Origin of the sequence: Streptomyces sp. NRRL S-495 (assembly GCF_000966955.1) — a bacterium.
GTDB classification, from domain to species: domain Bacteria; phylum Actinomycetota; class Actinomycetes; order Streptomycetales; family Streptomycetaceae; genus Kitasatospora; species Kitasatospora purpeofusca.
In genome coordinates, this window is sequence record NZ_JZWY01000112.1 from 1 (window position 1) to 15618 (window position 15618).

Here is a 15618-nt window from a genome sequence, read left to right on the forward strand (position 1 = left end):
GTACCCGGTGCTGCCGTGCTCGGTGGTCCCGTGCCCGGCGGTGTCCTGCTCGGTGCTCCCGTACCCGATGCGCTCGTACCGGCTGCCGCCGAGGACGGTGCCCGGGACGACCCGGTCCCCGGGGGACCCGGCGGGGGGCTCGGACGGTCCGTCGTACGGGCCGTCGGTGCGGTGCTGCCACTGCTGGTGATCGCTCATGGCGACCAACGTCCGCCCGGTGGATGAGAATCCGGTGAGAGTGCGCTCAGAAGGGTCCGAGAAGCCCGTTGACTTCTCATAAAGCCTGGTCAGGCCGGGGTGCGCGCTACGCCCCGGCGCCGTCCGGGGAGCAGCCGCAGGAACGCCGTACGACCAGGCGCGACGGGAACTTGCGGACCCGTTCGGTGTCCGAGCCGGGCACCATCAGCGAGTCGTCCAGGACGAGGTCCACCGCGGCCCGGGCCATCGCGTCGCGGTCGGAGGCGACGGTGGTCAGCGGCGGGTCGGCCAGCGCGGCCTCCGGCACGTCGTCGAAGCCGGCCACGGCGAGGTCCTCCGGCACCCGCAGGCCCACCTCGCGGGCGGCCCGCAGGACACCGATGGCCTGGTCGTCGGTGGAGCAGAAGATCGCCGGCGGGCGGTTCTCGGAGCGCAGCACGCCGAGGGCGACGTCGTAGGCGCCGTAGCGGTGGAAGGGCGCGTCGATCAGGTGCGGTTCGGTCGGCAGGCCGTGCGCGTCCATGGCGCGCTGCCAGCCCTCGACGTGGTCGATGACCGGGTCACCGGGGGCGGGGGACTCGACCGGGCCGCCGAAGCAGGCCACGTACGGGTGCCCGTGCACCTCCAGCAGGTGGCGGACGACGGCCTCGGCGCCGCCCACGTCGTCGGTGACCACCGCGACGTCGTCGATCGCCTCGGGGCGGCGGTGCAGCAGCACGACCTTCGCCCCCTCCATGGCGGCGAACTCCTCGGCGGCCCGCTGGGAGGGGCCCTGGCTGACCAGGATCAGACCGGAGACCCGCATGCCGAGGAAGGCGCGGACGTAGTGGACCTCGCGGTCGTCGACGTAGTCGGAGTTGCCGATCAGCACCAGCTTGCCGCGTTCGGAGGCGGCCCGTTCCACGGCGTGCGCCATCTCGGCGAAGAACGGCTGGCGGGCGTCCGGGACGACCATGCCGATGAGGTTGGTGCGGCGGGAGGCCATCGCCTGCGCGACGCTGTTCGGCCGGTAGCCGAGCTGCTCGATCGCGGCGAGCACCTTCTCCCGGGTGGCGGGCGCGACCGGCCGCGGCCCGTTGTTGATCACGTAGCTGACGACCGCGGTCGAGGTACCAGCCAGTCGGGCTACATCGTCGCGCGTCACTTTGGCCACGGGGGGAGTCTACGCGTGTGGCGTGCGGCCGGGCAGTGGGGACCGCCCCCCGGCCGGGCCCGTTCGAGGGGCGGCTCCCGGACGGGGTGGGGCGAATCCGGACAGGCCGGGCCGGGCGGTGCGGGGTGGGCCCGCCCGGCCCGCCGGGTCAGGCCTCCAGGACCGTCGCGGGGCGCCGGGCGGCCTGGTCGGGGCGCTCGCCCTTGTCGGGCTTCTCCGGGACGACGAAGCGGTAGCCGACGTTGCGGACGGTGCCGATCAGGCCCTCGTGCTCGACGCCGAGCTTGGCCCGCAGCCGCCGGACGTGCACGTCGACCGTCCTGGTGCCGCCGAAGTAGTCGTAGCCCCAGACCTCCTGCAGCAGCTGCGCCCGGGTGAAGACCCGGCCGGGGTGCTGGGCGAGGTACTTGAGCAGCTCGAACTCCTTGAAGGTGAGGTCGAGCACCCGGCCCTTGAGCTTGGCCGAGTAGGTGGCCTCGTCGACCGAGAGGTCGCCGTTGCGGATCTCCATCGGGCTGTCGTCGGTGGTCACCTGGAGCCGGCCGAGGGCGAGCCGCAGCCGGGCCTCGACCTCGGCCGGGCCGGCGGTGTCGAGCAGGACGTCGTCGATGCCCCACTCCGCGGTGACGGCGGCCAGGCCGCCCTCGGTCACCACCAGGATCAGCGGGGAGCCGATGCCGGTGGAGCGCAGCAGCTGGCAGAGGCTGCGGATCTGCGGCAGGTCGCGCCTGCCGTCCACCAGGATGACGTCGGCGCTGGGGGTGTCGACCAGGGCGGCACCCTCGGCGGGCGCCACCCGGACGCTGTGCAGCAGCAGGCCGAGCGCGGGCAGTACCTCCGCGGAGGGCTGCAGCGCGTTGGTGAGGAGGAGCAGAGAACTCATACCCGGTAGTCCCCTTTCCGGGTCGTCGCGGTCGCGTTCCGGCTGCCGCCACAGCCGGATGGCGCACGTGCTGGTGAGGGGGAGGAGGGGGACGCCCGGTGGGAACCGTTGGACCCGCCGAGGCGGACGGCCGAACGGGGCGCGCGCCGGGGGTCCCGCAACCCGCGATGCACCGTTTCTGCCCTGTTCATCCCGCGAACCTTCCGGTCCTGGCCCGTCCCGGGCGGCGGCCCGGAGCAGGGGTTGTCCGACGCCCCTGCCGGGTCCGGCACGTCGTTGTGCCGTGCGTGGCGGGGCGGTTCCCGCGGACCGCCGGGGGTGGGCCGACGATTCGCAAGAACGTCCGTACTGGCGTCCTGAAAGCACAAAAGGACCCGGGGGCGACTCTGCCCGGATCCCTCAGGGGTCGAGGATAGCCGACCGGTCCCCGGGCCGGGAGGGCTCCGACCCGGCGGTTCGGCCCTTTTCGGGCGCGCCCCGGGTGAGCCCCGCCACAGCTTCGCGACGGCGCCGCCGGGTACCGGGCCAGGGCGATTGCCGCTCGTGCGGGCGAACACGCCATCATGGGACGCACATCGGCGGCACCCGTGCGCGTACACCTTTCGGGGGAGGCGCGGCCGCCTCCGGTGGTGGACCCGGCCGGGGTACCCGGGAACGGGCGAGGACGACGAGAAGGGGTTGCCATGGGCGCGACCACCGGGCACGACCCGGCGGCCGCCGTTCGGGTGAGCGGAACCATCCGCTACTGGGCGGCGGCGAAGTCGGAGGCCGGGCTGGCCGAGGAGCCGTACCTGGCGGCGACCCTGGCCGAGGCGCTGGCGGAGGCCAAGGCGCGGCACGCAGACCGGCCGAAGCTGGTCCTGCTGCTCGGCCACTGCTCCTACCTGGTGGACGGTTCGCCGGTGGGCGGCCGTGACCACTCGACGGTGACGCTCAGCGAGGGCGGCACCGTCGAGGTCCTCCCGCCGTTCGCGGGCGGGTGAGCGGCGTGACCGGGACGAACGGGGCCCCCGAGGGCCCGCCGGGGCAGCACCGGCCGCAGCCGCCGCAGCAACTGCAGTACCCGTACGGGCAGCCGCAGCAGCCGCAGCAGGCGCCGCAGCAGCCGGCGCAGTCGGGGCAGGAGCAGCCGCAGATGCAGCAGCCGGGGGCGCAGGGGTACCACCCGCAGCAGCCGCCGTATCCGTACGCCCCGCAGCAGGGGTACGCGCCGGATCCTTATGCGCAGCAGGGGCTCGCGGCGCAGCCGCACGCCCCCGGGGCGGGTGTACCGCCGTACGGGGGACCGTCGGCGCAGCCGCCGGGGTACCGGCAGCAGCAGCCGTACGGGCAGCAGGCCTACGGGCAGCCGTCGTACGGGCAGCCGCCGTACGGGGCGGGTCCGGGTGGTGGTCCGGCCGTGGACGACGCCGCGACGGCGCTGCTCCCGCCGGTGCCGCCGCTGGACGACGCGGAGGCGACGGCACTGCTCCCGCCCGTGCGGGTGTCCGGCGTGGTGCCGCCGGGCGTCCAGGGCCGACCGGCGGAGCCCTTCCCCGGCCACGACCGGCCCCAGGCCCAGCCTCAGGCCCAGCCCCACGACCGGCCCCGGGCCCGGCACGGCCGGCCGCAGGGCCAGCCGCCCGCCGGGGCCCCGTACGGCCAGGGCCCGGCGCAGACCCAGGCCCCGGCCCACGCGCAGGCCCCGGTGCAGGCCCACGCCCCGGCGCCGGTGCCGGACCAGGGGCAGGCCCTCGACCAGCCGACCATGACCCTGAAGCGTCCGGAGCCGCCGGCCCCCGTGCTGACCGACCCGGCCGCCGCCCGTGCCGCCAGGGCGGCCCGCGCCGCGCAGAACGCGCACGCGGCGCCCGGCGGCCACGGCGCCCCCGCGGCTCCGGCCGCGCCGTTCACCGCCCCGGTGCCGGTCCCGGCCGCTCCGGCTCCGGTTCAGGCGGCGGCTCCGGCGGCGCCCGCCGTCCGGACCGGTTCGCCGATCAACGACCCCGGTCTCCAGCCGGCGCTGATCACCGCCGGTGCCGCCGCCCTGCTGGCCGGTGGCGCGGCGCTCGGCCAGGTCGGGCTGGCGCTGGTGCTCGTACTGCTCCAGGGCCTGACGGCGGCCGGCTGGTTCCGGCTGAACGGCATGTGGCCGGCCCGGCAGGGCATCGCGCTGGCCGCGCTGTCCGGCGTGGTGGCCGACGTGGCGGTGCTGCTGGCCGACGAGGACGGCGGCACGGCGGCCGTGGTCGGCACGCTCGGCGGGTTCTTCCTGCTGGTCCTGGTGCTGCAGACGTTCCGGCCGGCCGATCCGAAGGAGCGGTTCTACGCGCTCACCGTGCTCGGCTCGGCCACCGTGGTGACGGTGCTCTGCACGGCGCTGCTGCTGTCGGACTGGGTGCCGGCGGCGGTCGGGGCAGTCGCGCTGGCGACGCTGCTGGCGGCCGCGCCGCTGCCCGGGCCGAAGTGGCTGGGCCCGTTGCTGGGGCTGCTCGCGGCGGTCGGGCTGGGTCTCGCGGTCGGCGCCCCGCCGGCGCTGGGTGCGGCGGCCGGTCTCGGCGCGCTGATCGGCCGCCGGGTGGCGGGGTACGACTTCCCGTCCCGGTTCGTGCACATGACGGCGGGCGTGGCGCTGCCGCTCGCGGTCGCGGCGCCGCTGGTGTGGATCGCCACGACCCTGCTCGGCTGACCGCCGCCGCCGAGGCGGCCTTCCCCACGACGTCCCGCCCCGGAACCATGCTCCGGGGCGGGACGTCGTACGGTCGTGCGGAGCGGCCGTACCGGAGTACCCGGATCCGCCGCCGTGGGGACCGACCGCGACGCGACCGCGGCGCGGGGACGGTGCACGACAGCGCACCACAGCGCACCAAAGCGAACGACAGCGAACGACAGCGACCGGCGACGACGGGGGAGAGCGATGCGCGGCTGGCTGAAGGCGACGATCGGCCTGGTGGTGCTCTCGGGGGTGCTGGTGGGCGCCGACCGGATCGCCGTGGGGGTCGCCGAGGACGAGGCGGCCGACCAGATCCTGAAGAGCGGCCGGATGAGCCAGAAGCCGCACGTGTCGATCGAGGGCTTCCCGTTCCTCACCCAGGTCGTCTCGCAGAAGCTGGACGATGTGCGGATCTCCGCCGACGGGCTGACCGTCGGCGAGGGCAAGGACAAGGTCGCGCTGCACTCCTTCTCGGCCAGACTTTCCGGTGTCGAGGTCAGTGACAACATGAGCAGCGCCACCGTGGACACCGGTTCCGGGTCCGGTCTGATCGACTACGCGGACCTGTCGAGGCTGCTGCCGCCGGCCTCGGAGCTGGTGCCGAACGCGGGCCGGCTCTCGCTCGGCGCCAACACCAGGCTGAGCCTCTCCTACGGCGGGCCGGGCAAGGTCAAGGCCTCGCTCGGACCGTTCCCGGTCGGTGAGGCCTCGGTGCACAACAAGGGGAACACCGTGACGGTGGACGGCTTCCGGATGAGCGCGATGGCCTCGCTGCTCGCCGGGGTGTCGGACCAGGCCATCGACCCGATCAGCTTCACCCTCGCCGCGCTGCCCGCCGGGCTGAACCTCGCCTCGGTGACACCGCAGGAGGAGGGCTTCCGGCTCTCCTTCGAGGGCAAGGACGTCAAGCTCATCGGCTGACCGGACCCCGCCGTCCACCGTTCCGCTCCGCGAGACGCGCTGTCCAGCGCCGGCCGCGGAGCGGTGCTGTTCCCGCCCCAGGACCGGCCCCCGGGGCCCCGTCGCCCGGGCCGTGGCCGGTTCCCGATGCCCATGAGAGGGTCAAATCCCAGCATCCGAGCGATCTGGTCTCGGTATTCGATACGCTGATGACAGCGGGCGTCGGGTGTCCCTAGCATCGTCGGCATGAAGCGACAGACGGACCTCACGAAGCGGCGGGCGGTAGACCTGTGCCGCGTGGCCGCCTGTCTGTGTCGAATGCGCTGACTCGGCGTCCTGGCAGGGCAGTTGCCGCCCGCCGCCGATTTCTCCGGTGACCTGTGCCGGCCCCTCGGGCCGGGCGCGGCCGCCCTGCTCAGCACCTCTCGCCCGCTCGCACCGCACGCCGCCGCATGTCCCACTATTCGGACAGGAATTCGGACCGGCGTCCGACGGGCGACCGCACCCCCGCTGCGCCGCAGCACCCGAAGCAGCCACCAGCAGCACCACCTTCCGCAAACCGCCCCCGGATGGAGAACATCACCATGAGCCGCAGCGACGTCCTGGTCGACGCCGACTGGGTCCAGGCCCGCCTGGACGACCCGAAGGTCGTCATCGTCGAGGTCGACGAGGACACCTCCGCCTACGACAAGAACCACATCCGCAACGCCGTCCGGATCGACTGGAAGTCCGACCTCCAGGACCCGGTCCGCCGCGACTTCATCGACCAGGCCGGCTTCGAGGCGCTGCTCAGCGCCAAGGGCATCGCCAACGACGACACCGTCGTCCTCTACGGCGGCAACAACAACTGGTTCGCCTCGTACGCCTACTGGTACTTCAAGCTGTACGGCCACGGTGACGTCCGCCTGCTCGACGGCGGCCGCAAGAAGTGGGAGCTCGACTCCCGCGACCTGGTCTCCGAGGTGCCGCAGCGCGCCGCGACCGCGTACACGGCGCAGCCCGTCGACTCCTCGATCCGGGCCTTCCGTGACGACGTGATCGCCGCCATCGGCACCCTCAACCTGGTCGACGTCCGCTCGCCCGACGAGTTCTCCGGCAAGCTGCTCGCCCCGGCCCACCTCCCGCAGGAGCAGTCGCAGCGCCCCGGCCACGTGCCCTCCGCGCGCAACATCCCGTGGGCGAAGAACGCCAACGACGACGGCACCTTCAAGAGCGACGACGAGCTCAAGGCCCTGTACGAGGCCGAGGGCATCGACCTGGCGAAGGACACCATCGCCTACTGCCGCATCGGCGAGCGCTCCGCGCTCACCTGGTTCGTCCTGCACGAGCTGCTCGGCCAGGAGAACGTGAAGAACTACGACGGTTCCTGGACCGAGTACGGCAGCCTCGTCGGCGTGCCGATCGAGCTCGGCAACTGAGCCGTCCGCTCCACCCGTAAGGCTGAAGGGAAGACAAGACATGTGCGGTGCGAAGGCCGGTGGGCCGGACCTGGCAGGAGTTGACGTGGCGAACGAGACGATCATCCAGGGTTCCGTGACCCGCGACGGCGAGCCGGTCAACGGCTACGTCCGACTGCTCGACGAGGGCGGCGAGTTCACGGCGGAGGTGCCCACCTCGGCGACCGGCCAGTTCCGGTTCTTCGCCCGCCCGGGCAAGTGGACCCTGCGGGCGCTCATCCCGGGCCAGACCGTGGACCGCCAGGTGGTCGCCTCCCAGGGCAACCTGACCGAGGTCGCGATCGCGGTCTGACCGTCCACGACGGACCGGTGTCACCGAGGGCCCCTGCGGAGCGGGGGCCCTCGGGCATACCGTGGACGTGTGCAGGCACGCCGGCGACACCGCTACTACTTCGCCATGATGGCCGTCTGCCTCGGGCTGTTCGTGCTGGCCTGGGGCGTGGTGCGGTTCTGGTCCGTCCCGGCCGCGATCGGCATGTGCGTGGTCGCGATGGTGATCCCGCCCGCCGCCGCGGTCTTCGCCAACAAGCGGGACCCCGAGGACGACTGGTGGAACGACCCGCGCTGGGAGGACCCGAAGTGGGACGACCCCGGCCACGACCGGGACCGCCCCGACCGGGAGGACCGCTAGTAGACGAGCGCCTGCACGTCGTCGGCCATGATCTCGCTGACGAAGACCTGCGCGCCCGCGATCCGGACGCCCTCGACGGTGTCCTTCTGCTCGATCCCGCGCCGCACCGCGCACTGCGTGCAGAGGGTGACCGTGCCGGCCGCCAGGATCGACTCCAGCAGGTCCGGCAGCGGGGCCGCGTGCGGCAGCTCGAACTCGGCCGCGCGCCCGGGCAGGGCGAACCAGGACGACTCCCCGGTCAGCCAGAGCGAGACCTCGACCCCGCTGGCGACGGCGACCGCCGCCACCGTGAACGCCTGCGAGCACCGCTCCGGCGCGTCCGCTCCGGCGGTGACCTTGATGACGAGCTTCTTCTGAGACGACATGCCCGACACACTAGATCGCCGACGTGGTGGGGCTCACCGAGACCCGTCGGTGCCCGCCGGATAGAGTGAGCGGCAGCAAAATCCACACACTGTCGCCGCCCTGGGAGCCCCCCGTGTCCGGTCTGGAAATCTTCTTCGACGGTCTGCTGGCCCTCATGGCCGTGCTGATCACCTGGTTCGCCGTCTTCTCGGTGATGAAGCTGTACCAGGGCCAGCGCTGAGCGACTGCCGTACGGTTGAAGTGATCCCGCACCGACGACAGCGACCAGGAACATGATCGAGATCCCCTCTGACCTCCACAAGGACGTCGTCCCGCTGGCCTTCCTCCTCGGCACCTGGGAGGGCGCGGGCGTCTACGCCCCCCTGCCGGGCTCGGAGGGCCAGGACACCGAGAAGTGCAACTTCGGCCAGGAGATCGTCATCCGTCACGACGGACGGCCCTTCCTGGAGTTCCGCTCCCGCTCCTGGGTGCTGGACAACGAGGGCGAGAAGGTCCGTCCGCTGGAGAACGAGCACGCCTTCTGGCGCGTGACCAGCAACCAGCACGGCGCCAGCGGTGCCCGCGGGATCGAGATCTCCTCCGTCCGCGACGACGGCACGGTGGAGATCTGGTACGGCGAGCTGGCCGACGGCAAGCCGCAGATCGACGTCTCCACCGACGCGGTGGCCCGGATCGAGGGCTCCCCGGAGTACTCGGGCGGCAAGCGGCTCTACGGCTTCGTCAACGAGGAACTGCTCTGGGTCGGCGAGAAGGCCGCCCCGAACGTCCCGCTGCGCCCGTACATGTCCGCCCAGCTGAAGAAGGTGCTCTCGCCGGCCCAGCTGATCAAGGACATCAACGACCTGCCGGACGACGGCATCGCGTTCTTCAAGTAGGAAGCGCGCGGCGTCCGCCGAGGCGCACAGGTACAGGGACCGGCCCGTCGGCCGGTCCCTACACTTGCTTCAGGACCCCCGACGTTTGGCAGGGAACAGGACCGTGGCGGACACCGGCACCACCGACTGGCAGCTCTCCGGCGACTGGAAGGCCGACCTGCGCGAACGCGGCTACCGGCTCACCCCGCAGCGACAGCTCGTCCTGGAGGCGGTCGACGCGCTCGACCACGCCACCCCGGACGACATCCTCTGCCACGTCCGGCAGACCGCCAGCGGCGTCAACATCTCCACCGTCTACCGGACCCTGGAGCTGCTGGAGGAGCTCGGCCTGGTCTCGCACGCCCACCTCGGCCACGGCGCCCCGACCTACCACCTGGCCGGCCGCCACCACCATCTGCACCTGGTCTGCCGGGACTGCGAGAAGGTCACCGAGACCGGTACCGAGATCGCCCAGCCGCTGATCGACAGCCTGCGTGCGCAGCACGGTTTCGACACCGACCTCAAGCATTTCGCCATCTTCGGCCGCTGCGCCGACTGCTCCGCGAAGCGCGCCGCCGAGCGGTCGTAAGCTTGCCGGTATGACCGGTCTGAAGAGCCCGCTGCTTGCGCTGCCCGGAGCCGTCCCCGCCGAGGGCGCCGACGAGGGCGTCGCCGCCCATTACGGCGACATCTTCCGCGAGCAACGGAGCCTCGCCCAGGGGTCCGGCTTCGTCGACCTCTCGCACCGCGGGGTGCTCACCGTCACCGGCGACGACCGGCTGAGCTGGCTGCACCTGCTGCTCACCCAGCACGTCAGCGCGCTGCCGTCGGGGCAGGCCACCGAGGCGCTGGTGCTCTCCCCGAACGGGCACGTCGAGCACGCCCTCTACCTGGTCGACGACGGCACCACCACCTGGGCGCACGTCGAGCCGGGCACCCAGCAGGCGCTGATCGGCTACCTGGAGAGCATGAAGTTCTTCTACCGGGTCGAGGTGGCCGACGCGACCGCCGACTTCGCGGTGGTCCACCTGCCGGCCGGCTCGACCGTCTCCGCCGAGGGCGCGGCCGCCGTCCGCGAGCTGACCTACGGGCGGGACCTCTTCCTGCCGCGCGCCGAACTCGCCGCACTGACCTCGGGCTACGGCCCGGCGGCCGGCGTCTGGGCGTACGAGGCGCTGCGGATCGAGGGCCACCGGCCGCGGCTCGGCTTCGAGACCGACCACCGGACCATCCCGCACGAGGTGGACTGGCTGGCCACCGCCGTCCACCTGCAGAAGGGCTGCTACCGGGGGCAGGAGACGGTGGCCCGGGTGCACAACCTGGGGCGGCCGCCGCGCCGGCTGGTCTTCCTGCACCTGGACGGCACCGAGGAGGTGCTGCCCCCGCACGGGACGGAGGTGCGGCTCGCCTCGGACCCGCAGGGGCGCTCGCTGGGCTTCGTGACCTCCTCCGCGCGCCACCACGAGCTCGGGCCGGTCGCGCTGGCCGTCGTGAAGCGGAACGTGCCGGTGGACGCGGTGCTGCTGGCCGGCACGGTGCCGGGCACGCAGGACGTGATCGTCCCGCAGTAGCGGCGGTCCGGCGGGGGCGGGCCCGACGCTCGGACCCCGCCGGGGATCAGACCTCGACCAGGACGGTGAACGGGCCGTCGTTCACCAGCGCCACCTTCATGTCGGCGCCGAAACGGCCGGTCTCGACCTCGGCGCCGAGCGCGCGCAGTTGGGCGACCACCTCGTCCACCAGCGGCTCGGCGACCGGGCCGGGCGCGGCGGCGTTCCAGGTGGGGCGGCGGCCCTTGCGGGCGTCGCCGTAGAGCGTGAACTGGCTGATGACCAGCAGCGGCGCCGCGATGTCCGAGCAGGACCGCTCGACGCCGTCCCCGTCGGCGGGCAGCAGCCGCAGGGTCCAGAGCTTGCGGGCGAGCTGGGCCGCCTTGGCGGGGGTGTCGTCGTGGGTGACGCCGACCAGGGCGCAGAGCCCGGGCCCCTCGATCGCGCCGACGGTCTCCCCGGCCACCGTCACCCGGGCCTCGCTCACTCGCTGCACCACTGCTCGCATGCGGTCATTCTGCCGGAGGCGGTGGGGGCGCGAGCAGGCCCCCCAGGGGCGCCTGTTGGCCTGGCGTGCGCCGGGTAGCGTGCGCCTGCGCGCTCCTAGGCGCCGCTCTTGCTGCGAAAAGCTTCGGTCGTATCAGCCACCCCTCTTCGCCAGGGGGCCGTTCGGGTGCACGGGCGGTGCGGCGGCGGTGGGCGGGGTGGCACGCTGGGGGACCGTACAAGGGCGGATCCGGCCGTCCGCCGCGTCATGCGGAGGAGGCCGGACACGTCCGTGGTCCGGGGCGCCGAAGGTCCGCCGCGCCGGGCCCGGTTCGGCCGGGCGGTCGAGCCGGTAGGTCAGGCGTTCTGGTCGTGTCGCCCCGGTGGGTGGCCACGGCCGGGGGAGGGAACCATCGCGGGCGTCCGGGCGTGCCTCCGGACGGGAACGCGCCGACGGCGCGCGCGGCGGTGACGGGCCGGACCGGCGGCAGGCGACGGGGTGCCGCGAGCGGGCGGGATCGGGACGACGGCAGGTGGGTTGGTTGATGGACGCGATCGGCACGGCACAGGACCGGTACGAGCGGGCGCCGGAGGACCCCGGGTCCGGACCGGACCTCGAAGGGCTGGGCCTGGACCAGCTGCGGATCCTGCGCCGGGAGACCCTGGAGCAGGAGGAGGACCTCTCCTACCTGCGGCGGCTGCTGCACGGCCGGATGGACATCCTGCTGGCCGAGCTGGACCGCCGGCCCGACGGCGGCGCGGCCCGTCCGGCGGACCCGGCGGAGCCGGCCGGCGCCCTGCTGGAGCGGCTGCCGGCCATCCTGACGGACGCGGCGCCGACCGTCCGCCGCTCGGCCCGGCACGTCACCCTGGGGCCGCCGCGCGGGCAGCAGTCCCAGCTGGAGGCGGACACCTTGATGGGTGACGTGCAGCTGGCCGACCTGGCCGCGCACCCGGCGGCGGACCTGCTGGCGGCGCTGGAACGGCTGCGCGCGCACGAGCGCGAGGTGTCCGGGCGGCGGCAGCTGCTGCTGCGGACGGCGGACGGCTGCAACGCCGAAATCACCCGCAGGTACCGTGATGGGGAAGCACGGGTCGACGACCTGCTCGCAGGCGGCCCGCTCTGATCGGACGAGGCACCCGGAGTGGGGACGGGCCCGGCTCGCCCCCGGCCCACCCTCACCTCCGGAAGGCTCTTCGCCATGTCCAACCCTGCCCTGCCCGTGCTCGCCGAGGTCGTCCGTTCGGGCTTCGTCGAGGGCCGGCACCACGGCTCGCTGGTCCTGCTCGCCGCCGACGGCTCGGTCGAGTTCGCCCTCGGCGCGCCGGACGCTCCGGTGTTCCCCCGCTCCTGCGCCAAGCCCTTCCAGGCGGTGGCCACCCTGCGGGCCGGGCTGGCGCTGGAGGGCGAGCTGCTGGCGCTGGCGGCGTCCAGCCACTCCGCAGAATCGTTCCACCTTGCCGGTGTGCGGCGGATACTGGCCGACGCCGGCCTGGACGAGTCGGCCCTGCGCACCCCTGCCGACCTCCCGCTGGACGAGATGGAGGCCGAACTCCACCTGCGCTGGGGCGGTGACCACGAGCCCGTGCTGATGGACTGCTCCGGCAAGCACGCCGGCTGGCTGGCCGCCTGCGTGGCCAACGACTGGCCCACCGACAGCTACCTCGACCCGGCGCACCCGATCCAGCGGCTGGCCCGGGAGGCCCTGGAGGAGGCCGTCGGCGAGACCTCCGCGCACGCCGGGGTGGACGGCTGCGGCGCGCCGCTGCTGGCCGTCAGCCTGACCGGCCTGGCCCGCGGCTACCGCTCCCTGCTGCTGGCCGAGCCCGGCACCCCGCAGCGCCGGGTCGCCGACGCGATGCGGGCGCACCCCGAGTACGTGGCCGGCACCCGCCGCGCCGACACCCGGCTGATGCGGGCGGTGCCGGGCGCGCTCGCCAAGATGGGCGCCGAGGCCGTCCAGGCGGTCGCGCTGCCGGACGGCCGGGCGCTCGCCTTCAAGATCGACGACGGTGCGGAGCGGGCCCGCGGCCCGGTCCTCGCCGCCGCCCTGCGCCGGCTCGGGGTCAGCACCGAGGACGGCACGATCGACCGGATCGCCGCCGCGCCGCTGCTGGGCGGCGGCATCCCGGTGGGCGAGGTCCGCGCGGCGTTCTGACGAGTGAGCTCCCGGGGCGGGTCCGCCCGCCCCGGGGTCCCGCCCCCGCTCCGTCCGGCGGTTGCCGGAGTGCGGACGGGCGGGGCCCGGTGCACGGTGGATCGGGGGCCGTCGCACAGCTGAGGGAGTCCGTCATGAGCGAGCACGTGTACCGGGTGACCGAGATCGTCGGGTCCTCGACCGAGAGCATCGACGCCGCGATCCGCAACGGCGTGGAACGCGCCTCCCGGACCCTGCGCAACCTCGACTGGTTCGAGGTGACGCAGGTCCGGGGGCATCTCGCGGACGGCGGGATCCAGCACTTCCAGGTCGGCCTGAAGATCGGCTTCCGGCTGGACGACGAGGGCTGACAGTGAGGGCTGACGGCGAGCGCTGACGACGGCGGCGGGCCGGGGGAGCCGGCCGGGCTACCGGCGTTCCGGCAGCACCAGCGGCACACCCGTCCGCGGGTGCGGCAGCACCTCGACCGGGTGCCCGTACACCTCGCTGAGCAGCGGCGCCCGCAGCACCTCCGCCACCGGCCCGTCGGCGACGGTGGCGCCGTCGGCCAGCAGCACCACGCGGTCCGCGTAGGCCGCCGCCAGCGACAGGTCGTGCAGGACGACGACCACGCCGTCCCCGGCGGCGGCCCGGGTCCGGGCGAGGCGCAGCACGAGTTCCTGGTGCCGCAGGTCGAGCGCGGCGGTGGGTTCGTCCAGCAGCAGCAGGGCAGCGCGCTGGGCGAGCACCCGGGCCAGGGCGACCCGGGCCCGTTCGCCGCCGGAGAGGGCGGTGAACGGCCGTCCGGTGAACGCGGCGGACTCGGTGGCGGCCATCGCCTCGGCGACCACCCGGTCGTCCTCCTCGGCGGCGGTGGTGCCCGCCCAGGGGGCGCGGCCCATCCGGACCACCTCGTCGGCCGGGAACGGGAAGGACAGCGCGGCCGCCTGCGGGAGCAGCGCGCGCCGCCGGGCGAGGTCGAGGGGCCGGTAGTCGGTCAGCGGGCGGCCGTCCAGCCGGACTTCGCCCGCGCTCGGGACGAGGTCGCCGGCCAGGACGGAGAGCAGGGTGGACTTGCCGGCGCCGTTCGGTCCGAGCAGGGCGACCACTTCGCCGGCCGTGACCCGGACCTCCGCGCCCGCCAGCAGCTCGCGTCCGCCGAGGCTCAGCCGGACGGCCTCGGCGGTGAGCAGTTCGCTGCCCGGGGCGGGGCGTTCGGGCACCTCGGGACGGTTGCGCAGTCCGAGCCTCATGCCCAGCCTCCCTGCTTGGTCCTGGTGCGGCGCAGCAGCCAGAAGAAGAACGGGCTGCCGATCAGCGCGGTGAGTACCCCGAGCGGGAGTTCGGCCGGTTCGGCCAGGGTGCGGGCGGCGAGGTCGGCGGCGACCAGGACGAGCGCGCCGGCGAGCGCGGAGGCGGGCAGCAGGAAGCGGTGGCCCGGTCCGGCGAGCATCCGCAGCAGGTGCGGGACGACCAGGCCGACGAAGCCGATGATGCCGCTGACCGCGACCGCGGCGGCGGTGAGCAGGGCGACGACGGTGATCAGCACCAGCCGCATCCGCTCGACGTCCACGCCGAGGTGCCGGGCGGGCCGTTCGCCGAGCGCCAGCAGGTCCAGCGAGCGGGCGTAGCGGGGCGCGACGGCGAGGCCGACGAGCGCGAACGGGAGCACGCCGAGGACCTTGCCCCAGGTGGCCTGCGAGAGCGAGCCGAGCTGCCAGAAGGTGACCTGGCTGATCGCGGCGGTGTCGGCGGTGAACAGGAACAGGCCGATCAGCGCACCGCAGAAGGCGTTCACCGCGACGCCGGTGAGGATCAGGGTGACCACCTCGGAGCGGCCGCCGGAGCGGGACATCGCGTACACCGCGAAGACCGTCAGCAGGCCGGTGACGAAGGCGGAGGCGGTCACCGTCCAGGTGCCGAGCGCGTCCAGGCCGAGCACGATGCAGCCGACGGCGCCGACCGCGCCGCCGGAGGAGACGCCGATGACGGCCGGTTCGGCGAGCGGGTTGCCGAACACGCCCTGCATCAGGGCGCCCGCGCAGCCGAGCGAGCCGCCGACCAGCAGGGCCAGCACCACCCGGGGCAGCCGGACGTTCCAGAGCACCGACTCGGGGACGCGGTCGAGCTCGTGGCCGCCGAGGCCGAGCCGGTGGCCGAAGGAGGCGAGGATGTCGCCGAGCGGGATCCGGTAGGCGCCGATCCCGGCCGCGAGCACCGCGCAGACCACCAGGGCGACGGCCAGGCCGACGGTGAGCAGGGTGGTCCGGCCGGGCCGCCGCGCGGTCGTGACGGCGCTGCCGCCCGTCG

At 74.1% G+C, this 15618-nt stretch carries 20 protein-coding genes; 13 read left to right on the plus strand and 7 right to left on the minus strand.

What is annotated here, in order from left to right:
- The 3 genes from VR45_RS08080 to VR45_RS08090 form a co-directional block, all read right to left on the minus strand.
- The coding region (locus tag VR45_RS08080; RefSeq protein ID WP_045938982.1) for a hypothetical protein at positions 1-198 on the minus strand (198 nt) is incomplete at its 3' end.
- A gap of 106 nt (positions 199-304) precedes the next feature.
- Positions 305-1351 carry a LacI family DNA-binding transcriptional regulator gene (locus VR45_RS08085; protein WP_045938983.1) on the minus strand — a complete coding sequence of 349 codons (1047 nt, stop codon included), beginning with the start codon at positions 1349-1351 and terminating at the stop codon, positions 305-307.
- Positions 1352-1499: 148 nt separating this feature from the next.
- A complete protein-coding gene (locus VR45_RS08090) occupies positions 1500-2234 on the minus strand; it encodes a response regulator transcription factor (RefSeq protein WP_045938984.1) in 735 nt (244 codons plus the stop codon).
- Positions 2235-2917: 683 nt separating this feature from the next.
- On the opposite strand from VR45_RS08090, the gene VR45_RS08095 reads away from it, so the two are divergent.
- The 7 genes from VR45_RS08095 to VR45_RS08120 all read left to right on the plus strand — a co-directional run bounded on the left by VR45_RS08095 (position 2918) and on the right by VR45_RS08120 (position 7914).
- Positions 2918-3217, plus strand: a complete 300-nt coding sequence (locus VR45_RS08095; protein ID WP_045938985.1) for a MoaD/ThiS family protein — start codon at positions 2918-2920, stop codon at positions 3215-3217.
- Between the two features lie 5 nt (positions 3218-3222).
- Entirely contained in the window at positions 3223-4902 is a 1680-nt protein-coding gene (locus VR45_RS08100; protein ID WP_159394146.1) for a hypothetical protein, read from the plus strand.
- A gap of 228 nt (positions 4903-5130) precedes the next feature.
- Positions 5131-5847, plus strand: a complete 717-nt coding sequence (locus tag VR45_RS08105; RefSeq protein WP_045938986.1) for a DUF2993 domain-containing protein — start codon at positions 5131-5133, stop codon at positions 5845-5847.
- 225 nt (positions 5848-6072) lie between these two features.
- Positions 6073-6153, plus strand: a complete 81-nt coding sequence (locus tag VR45_RS50485; protein ID WP_350517234.1) for an Ms5788A family Cys-rich leader peptide — start codon at positions 6073-6075, stop codon at positions 6151-6153.
- A gap of 257 nt (positions 6154-6410) precedes the next feature.
- The gene (locus VR45_RS08110) at positions 6411-7244 is read left to right on the plus strand and encodes a sulfurtransferase (RefSeq protein ID WP_045938987.1); all 834 of its coding nucleotides are present in this window, start codon (positions 6411-6413) and stop codon (positions 7242-7244) included.
- A gap of 40 nt (positions 7245-7284) precedes the next feature.
- Entirely contained in the window at positions 7285-7575 is a 291-nt protein-coding gene (locus VR45_RS08115) for a DUF1416 domain-containing protein (RefSeq protein WP_030397542.1), read from the plus strand.
- Positions 7576-7644: 69 nt separating this feature from the next.
- Positions 7645-7914: a DUF3099 domain-containing protein gene (locus VR45_RS08120; protein ID WP_045938988.1), complete on the plus strand. Its 270-nt coding sequence runs from the start codon at positions 7645-7647 to the stop codon at positions 7912-7914.
- Here VR45_RS08120 and VR45_RS08125 read toward each other — a convergent pair.
- On the minus strand, positions 7911-8279 hold the full coding sequence (locus VR45_RS08125; protein ID WP_045938989.1) for a DsrE family protein: 369 nt from the start codon (positions 8277-8279) through the stop codon (positions 7911-7913). The two genes, VR45_RS08120 and VR45_RS08125, sit on opposite strands and share 4 nt — an antisense overlap.
- A 273-nt stretch (positions 8280-8552) precedes the next feature.
- Here VR45_RS08125 and VR45_RS08130 point away from each other — a divergent pair, with 273 nt between their 5' ends.
- The 3 genes from VR45_RS08130 (at position 8553) to VR45_RS08140 (ending at position 10705) form a co-directional block, all read left to right on the plus strand.
- On the plus strand, positions 8553-9155 hold the full coding sequence (locus VR45_RS08130; RefSeq protein WP_045938990.1) for an FABP family protein: 603 nt from the start codon (positions 8553-8555) through the stop codon (positions 9153-9155).
- Between the two features lie 103 nt (positions 9156-9258).
- A complete protein-coding gene (locus VR45_RS08135; protein WP_045938991.1) occupies positions 9259-9723 on the plus strand; it encodes a Fur family transcriptional regulator in 465 nt (154 codons plus the stop codon).
- Positions 9724-9742: 19 nt separating this feature from the next.
- The gene (locus tag VR45_RS08140) at positions 9743-10705 is read left to right on the plus strand and encodes a glycine cleavage T C-terminal barrel domain-containing protein (RefSeq protein ID WP_045939020.1); all 963 of its coding nucleotides are present in this window, start codon (positions 9743-9745) and stop codon (positions 10703-10705) included.
- A 46-nt stretch (positions 10706-10751) separates the two neighbouring features.
- On the opposite strand, the gene dtd is transcribed toward VR45_RS08140, so the two are convergent.
- Positions 10752-11192, minus strand: coding sequence for a D-aminoacyl-tRNA deacylase (gene dtd / locus VR45_RS08145; protein WP_030397548.1), 441 nt, complete (start codon positions 11190-11192; stop codon positions 10752-10754).
- Between the two features lie 523 nt (positions 11193-11715).
- Between dtd and VR45_RS08150 the strand changes: the two genes are divergently transcribed.
- From VR45_RS08150 to VR45_RS08160, 3 genes are all read left to right on the plus strand, one after another.
- Entirely contained in the window at positions 11716-12297 is a 582-nt protein-coding gene (locus VR45_RS08150) for a hypothetical protein (RefSeq protein ID WP_063772435.1), read from the plus strand.
- Between the two features lie 75 nt (positions 12298-12372).
- Positions 12373-13329 (plus strand): asparaginase, encoded by a 957-nt coding sequence (locus tag VR45_RS08155; RefSeq protein ID WP_045938992.1) that lies wholly within the window; start codon positions 12373-12375, stop codon positions 13327-13329.
- A gap of 134 nt (positions 13330-13463) precedes the next feature.
- Positions 13464-13679, plus strand: a complete 216-nt coding sequence (locus VR45_RS08160) for a dodecin (protein ID WP_030397551.1) — start codon at positions 13464-13466, stop codon at positions 13677-13679.
- Positions 13680-13736: 57 nt separating this feature from the next.
- Here VR45_RS08160 and VR45_RS08165 read toward each other — a convergent pair whose 3' ends face one another.
- Positions 13737-14561: a heme ABC transporter ATP-binding protein gene (locus VR45_RS08165; RefSeq protein ID WP_045938993.1), complete on the minus strand. Its 825-nt coding sequence runs from the start codon at positions 14559-14561 to the stop codon at positions 13737-13739.
- Positions 14558-15568: an iron ABC transporter permease gene (locus tag VR45_RS08170; protein ID WP_234325881.1), complete on the minus strand. Its 1011-nt coding sequence runs from the start codon at positions 15566-15568 to the stop codon at positions 14558-14560. Before VR45_RS08170 ends, VR45_RS08165 begins: the two co-directional genes overlap by 4 nt.
- Positions 15569-15618: the final 50 nt, after the last annotated feature.

Excerpts from the sequence above, each read along its gene's own strand:
- VR45_RS08090 (WP_045938984.1), bottom strand. The coding sequence starts at position 2,234 with ATGAGTTCTCTGCTCCTCCTCACCAACGCGCTGCAGCCCTCCGCGGAG.
- VR45_RS08095 (WP_045938985.1), top strand. The coding sequence starts at position 2,918 with ATGGGCGCGACCACCGGGCACGACCCGGCGGCCGCCGTTCGGGTGAGC.
- VR45_RS08105 (WP_045938986.1), top strand. The coding sequence starts at position 5,131 with ATGCGCGGCTGGCTGAAGGCGACGATCGGCCTGGTGGTGCTCTCGGGG.
- VR45_RS50485 (WP_350517234.1), top strand. The coding sequence starts at position 6,073 with ATGAAGCGACAGACGGACCTCACGAAGCGGCGGGCGGTAGACCTGTGC.
- VR45_RS08110 (WP_045938987.1), top strand. The coding sequence starts at position 6,411 with ATGAGCCGCAGCGACGTCCTGGTCGACGCCGACTGGGTCCAGGCCCGC.
- VR45_RS08115 (WP_030397542.1), top strand. The coding sequence starts at position 7,285 with ATGTGCGGTGCGAAGGCCGGTGGGCCGGACCTGGCAGGAGTTGACGTG.
- VR45_RS08125 (WP_045938989.1), bottom strand. The coding sequence starts at position 8,279 with ATGTCGTCTCAGAAGAAGCTCGTCATCAAGGTCACCGCCGGAGCGGAC.
- VR45_RS08130 (WP_045938990.1), top strand. The coding sequence starts at position 8,553 with ATGATCGAGATCCCCTCTGACCTCCACAAGGACGTCGTCCCGCTGGCC.
- dtd (WP_030397548.1), bottom strand. The coding sequence starts at position 11,192 with ATGCGAGCAGTGGTGCAGCGAGTGAGCGAGGCCCGGGTGACGGTGGCC.
- VR45_RS08150 (WP_063772435.1), top strand. The coding sequence starts at position 11,716 with ATGGACGCGATCGGCACGGCACAGGACCGGTACGAGCGGGCGCCGGAG.
- VR45_RS08155 (WP_045938992.1), top strand. The coding sequence starts at position 12,373 with ATGTCCAACCCTGCCCTGCCCGTGCTCGCCGAGGTCGTCCGTTCGGGC.
- VR45_RS08160 (WP_030397551.1), top strand. The coding sequence starts at position 13,464 with ATGAGCGAGCACGTGTACCGGGTGACCGAGATCGTCGGGTCCTCGACC.
- VR45_RS08165 (WP_045938993.1), bottom strand. The coding sequence starts at position 14,561 with ATGAGGCTCGGACTGCGCAACCGTCCCGAGGTGCCCGAACGCCCCGCC.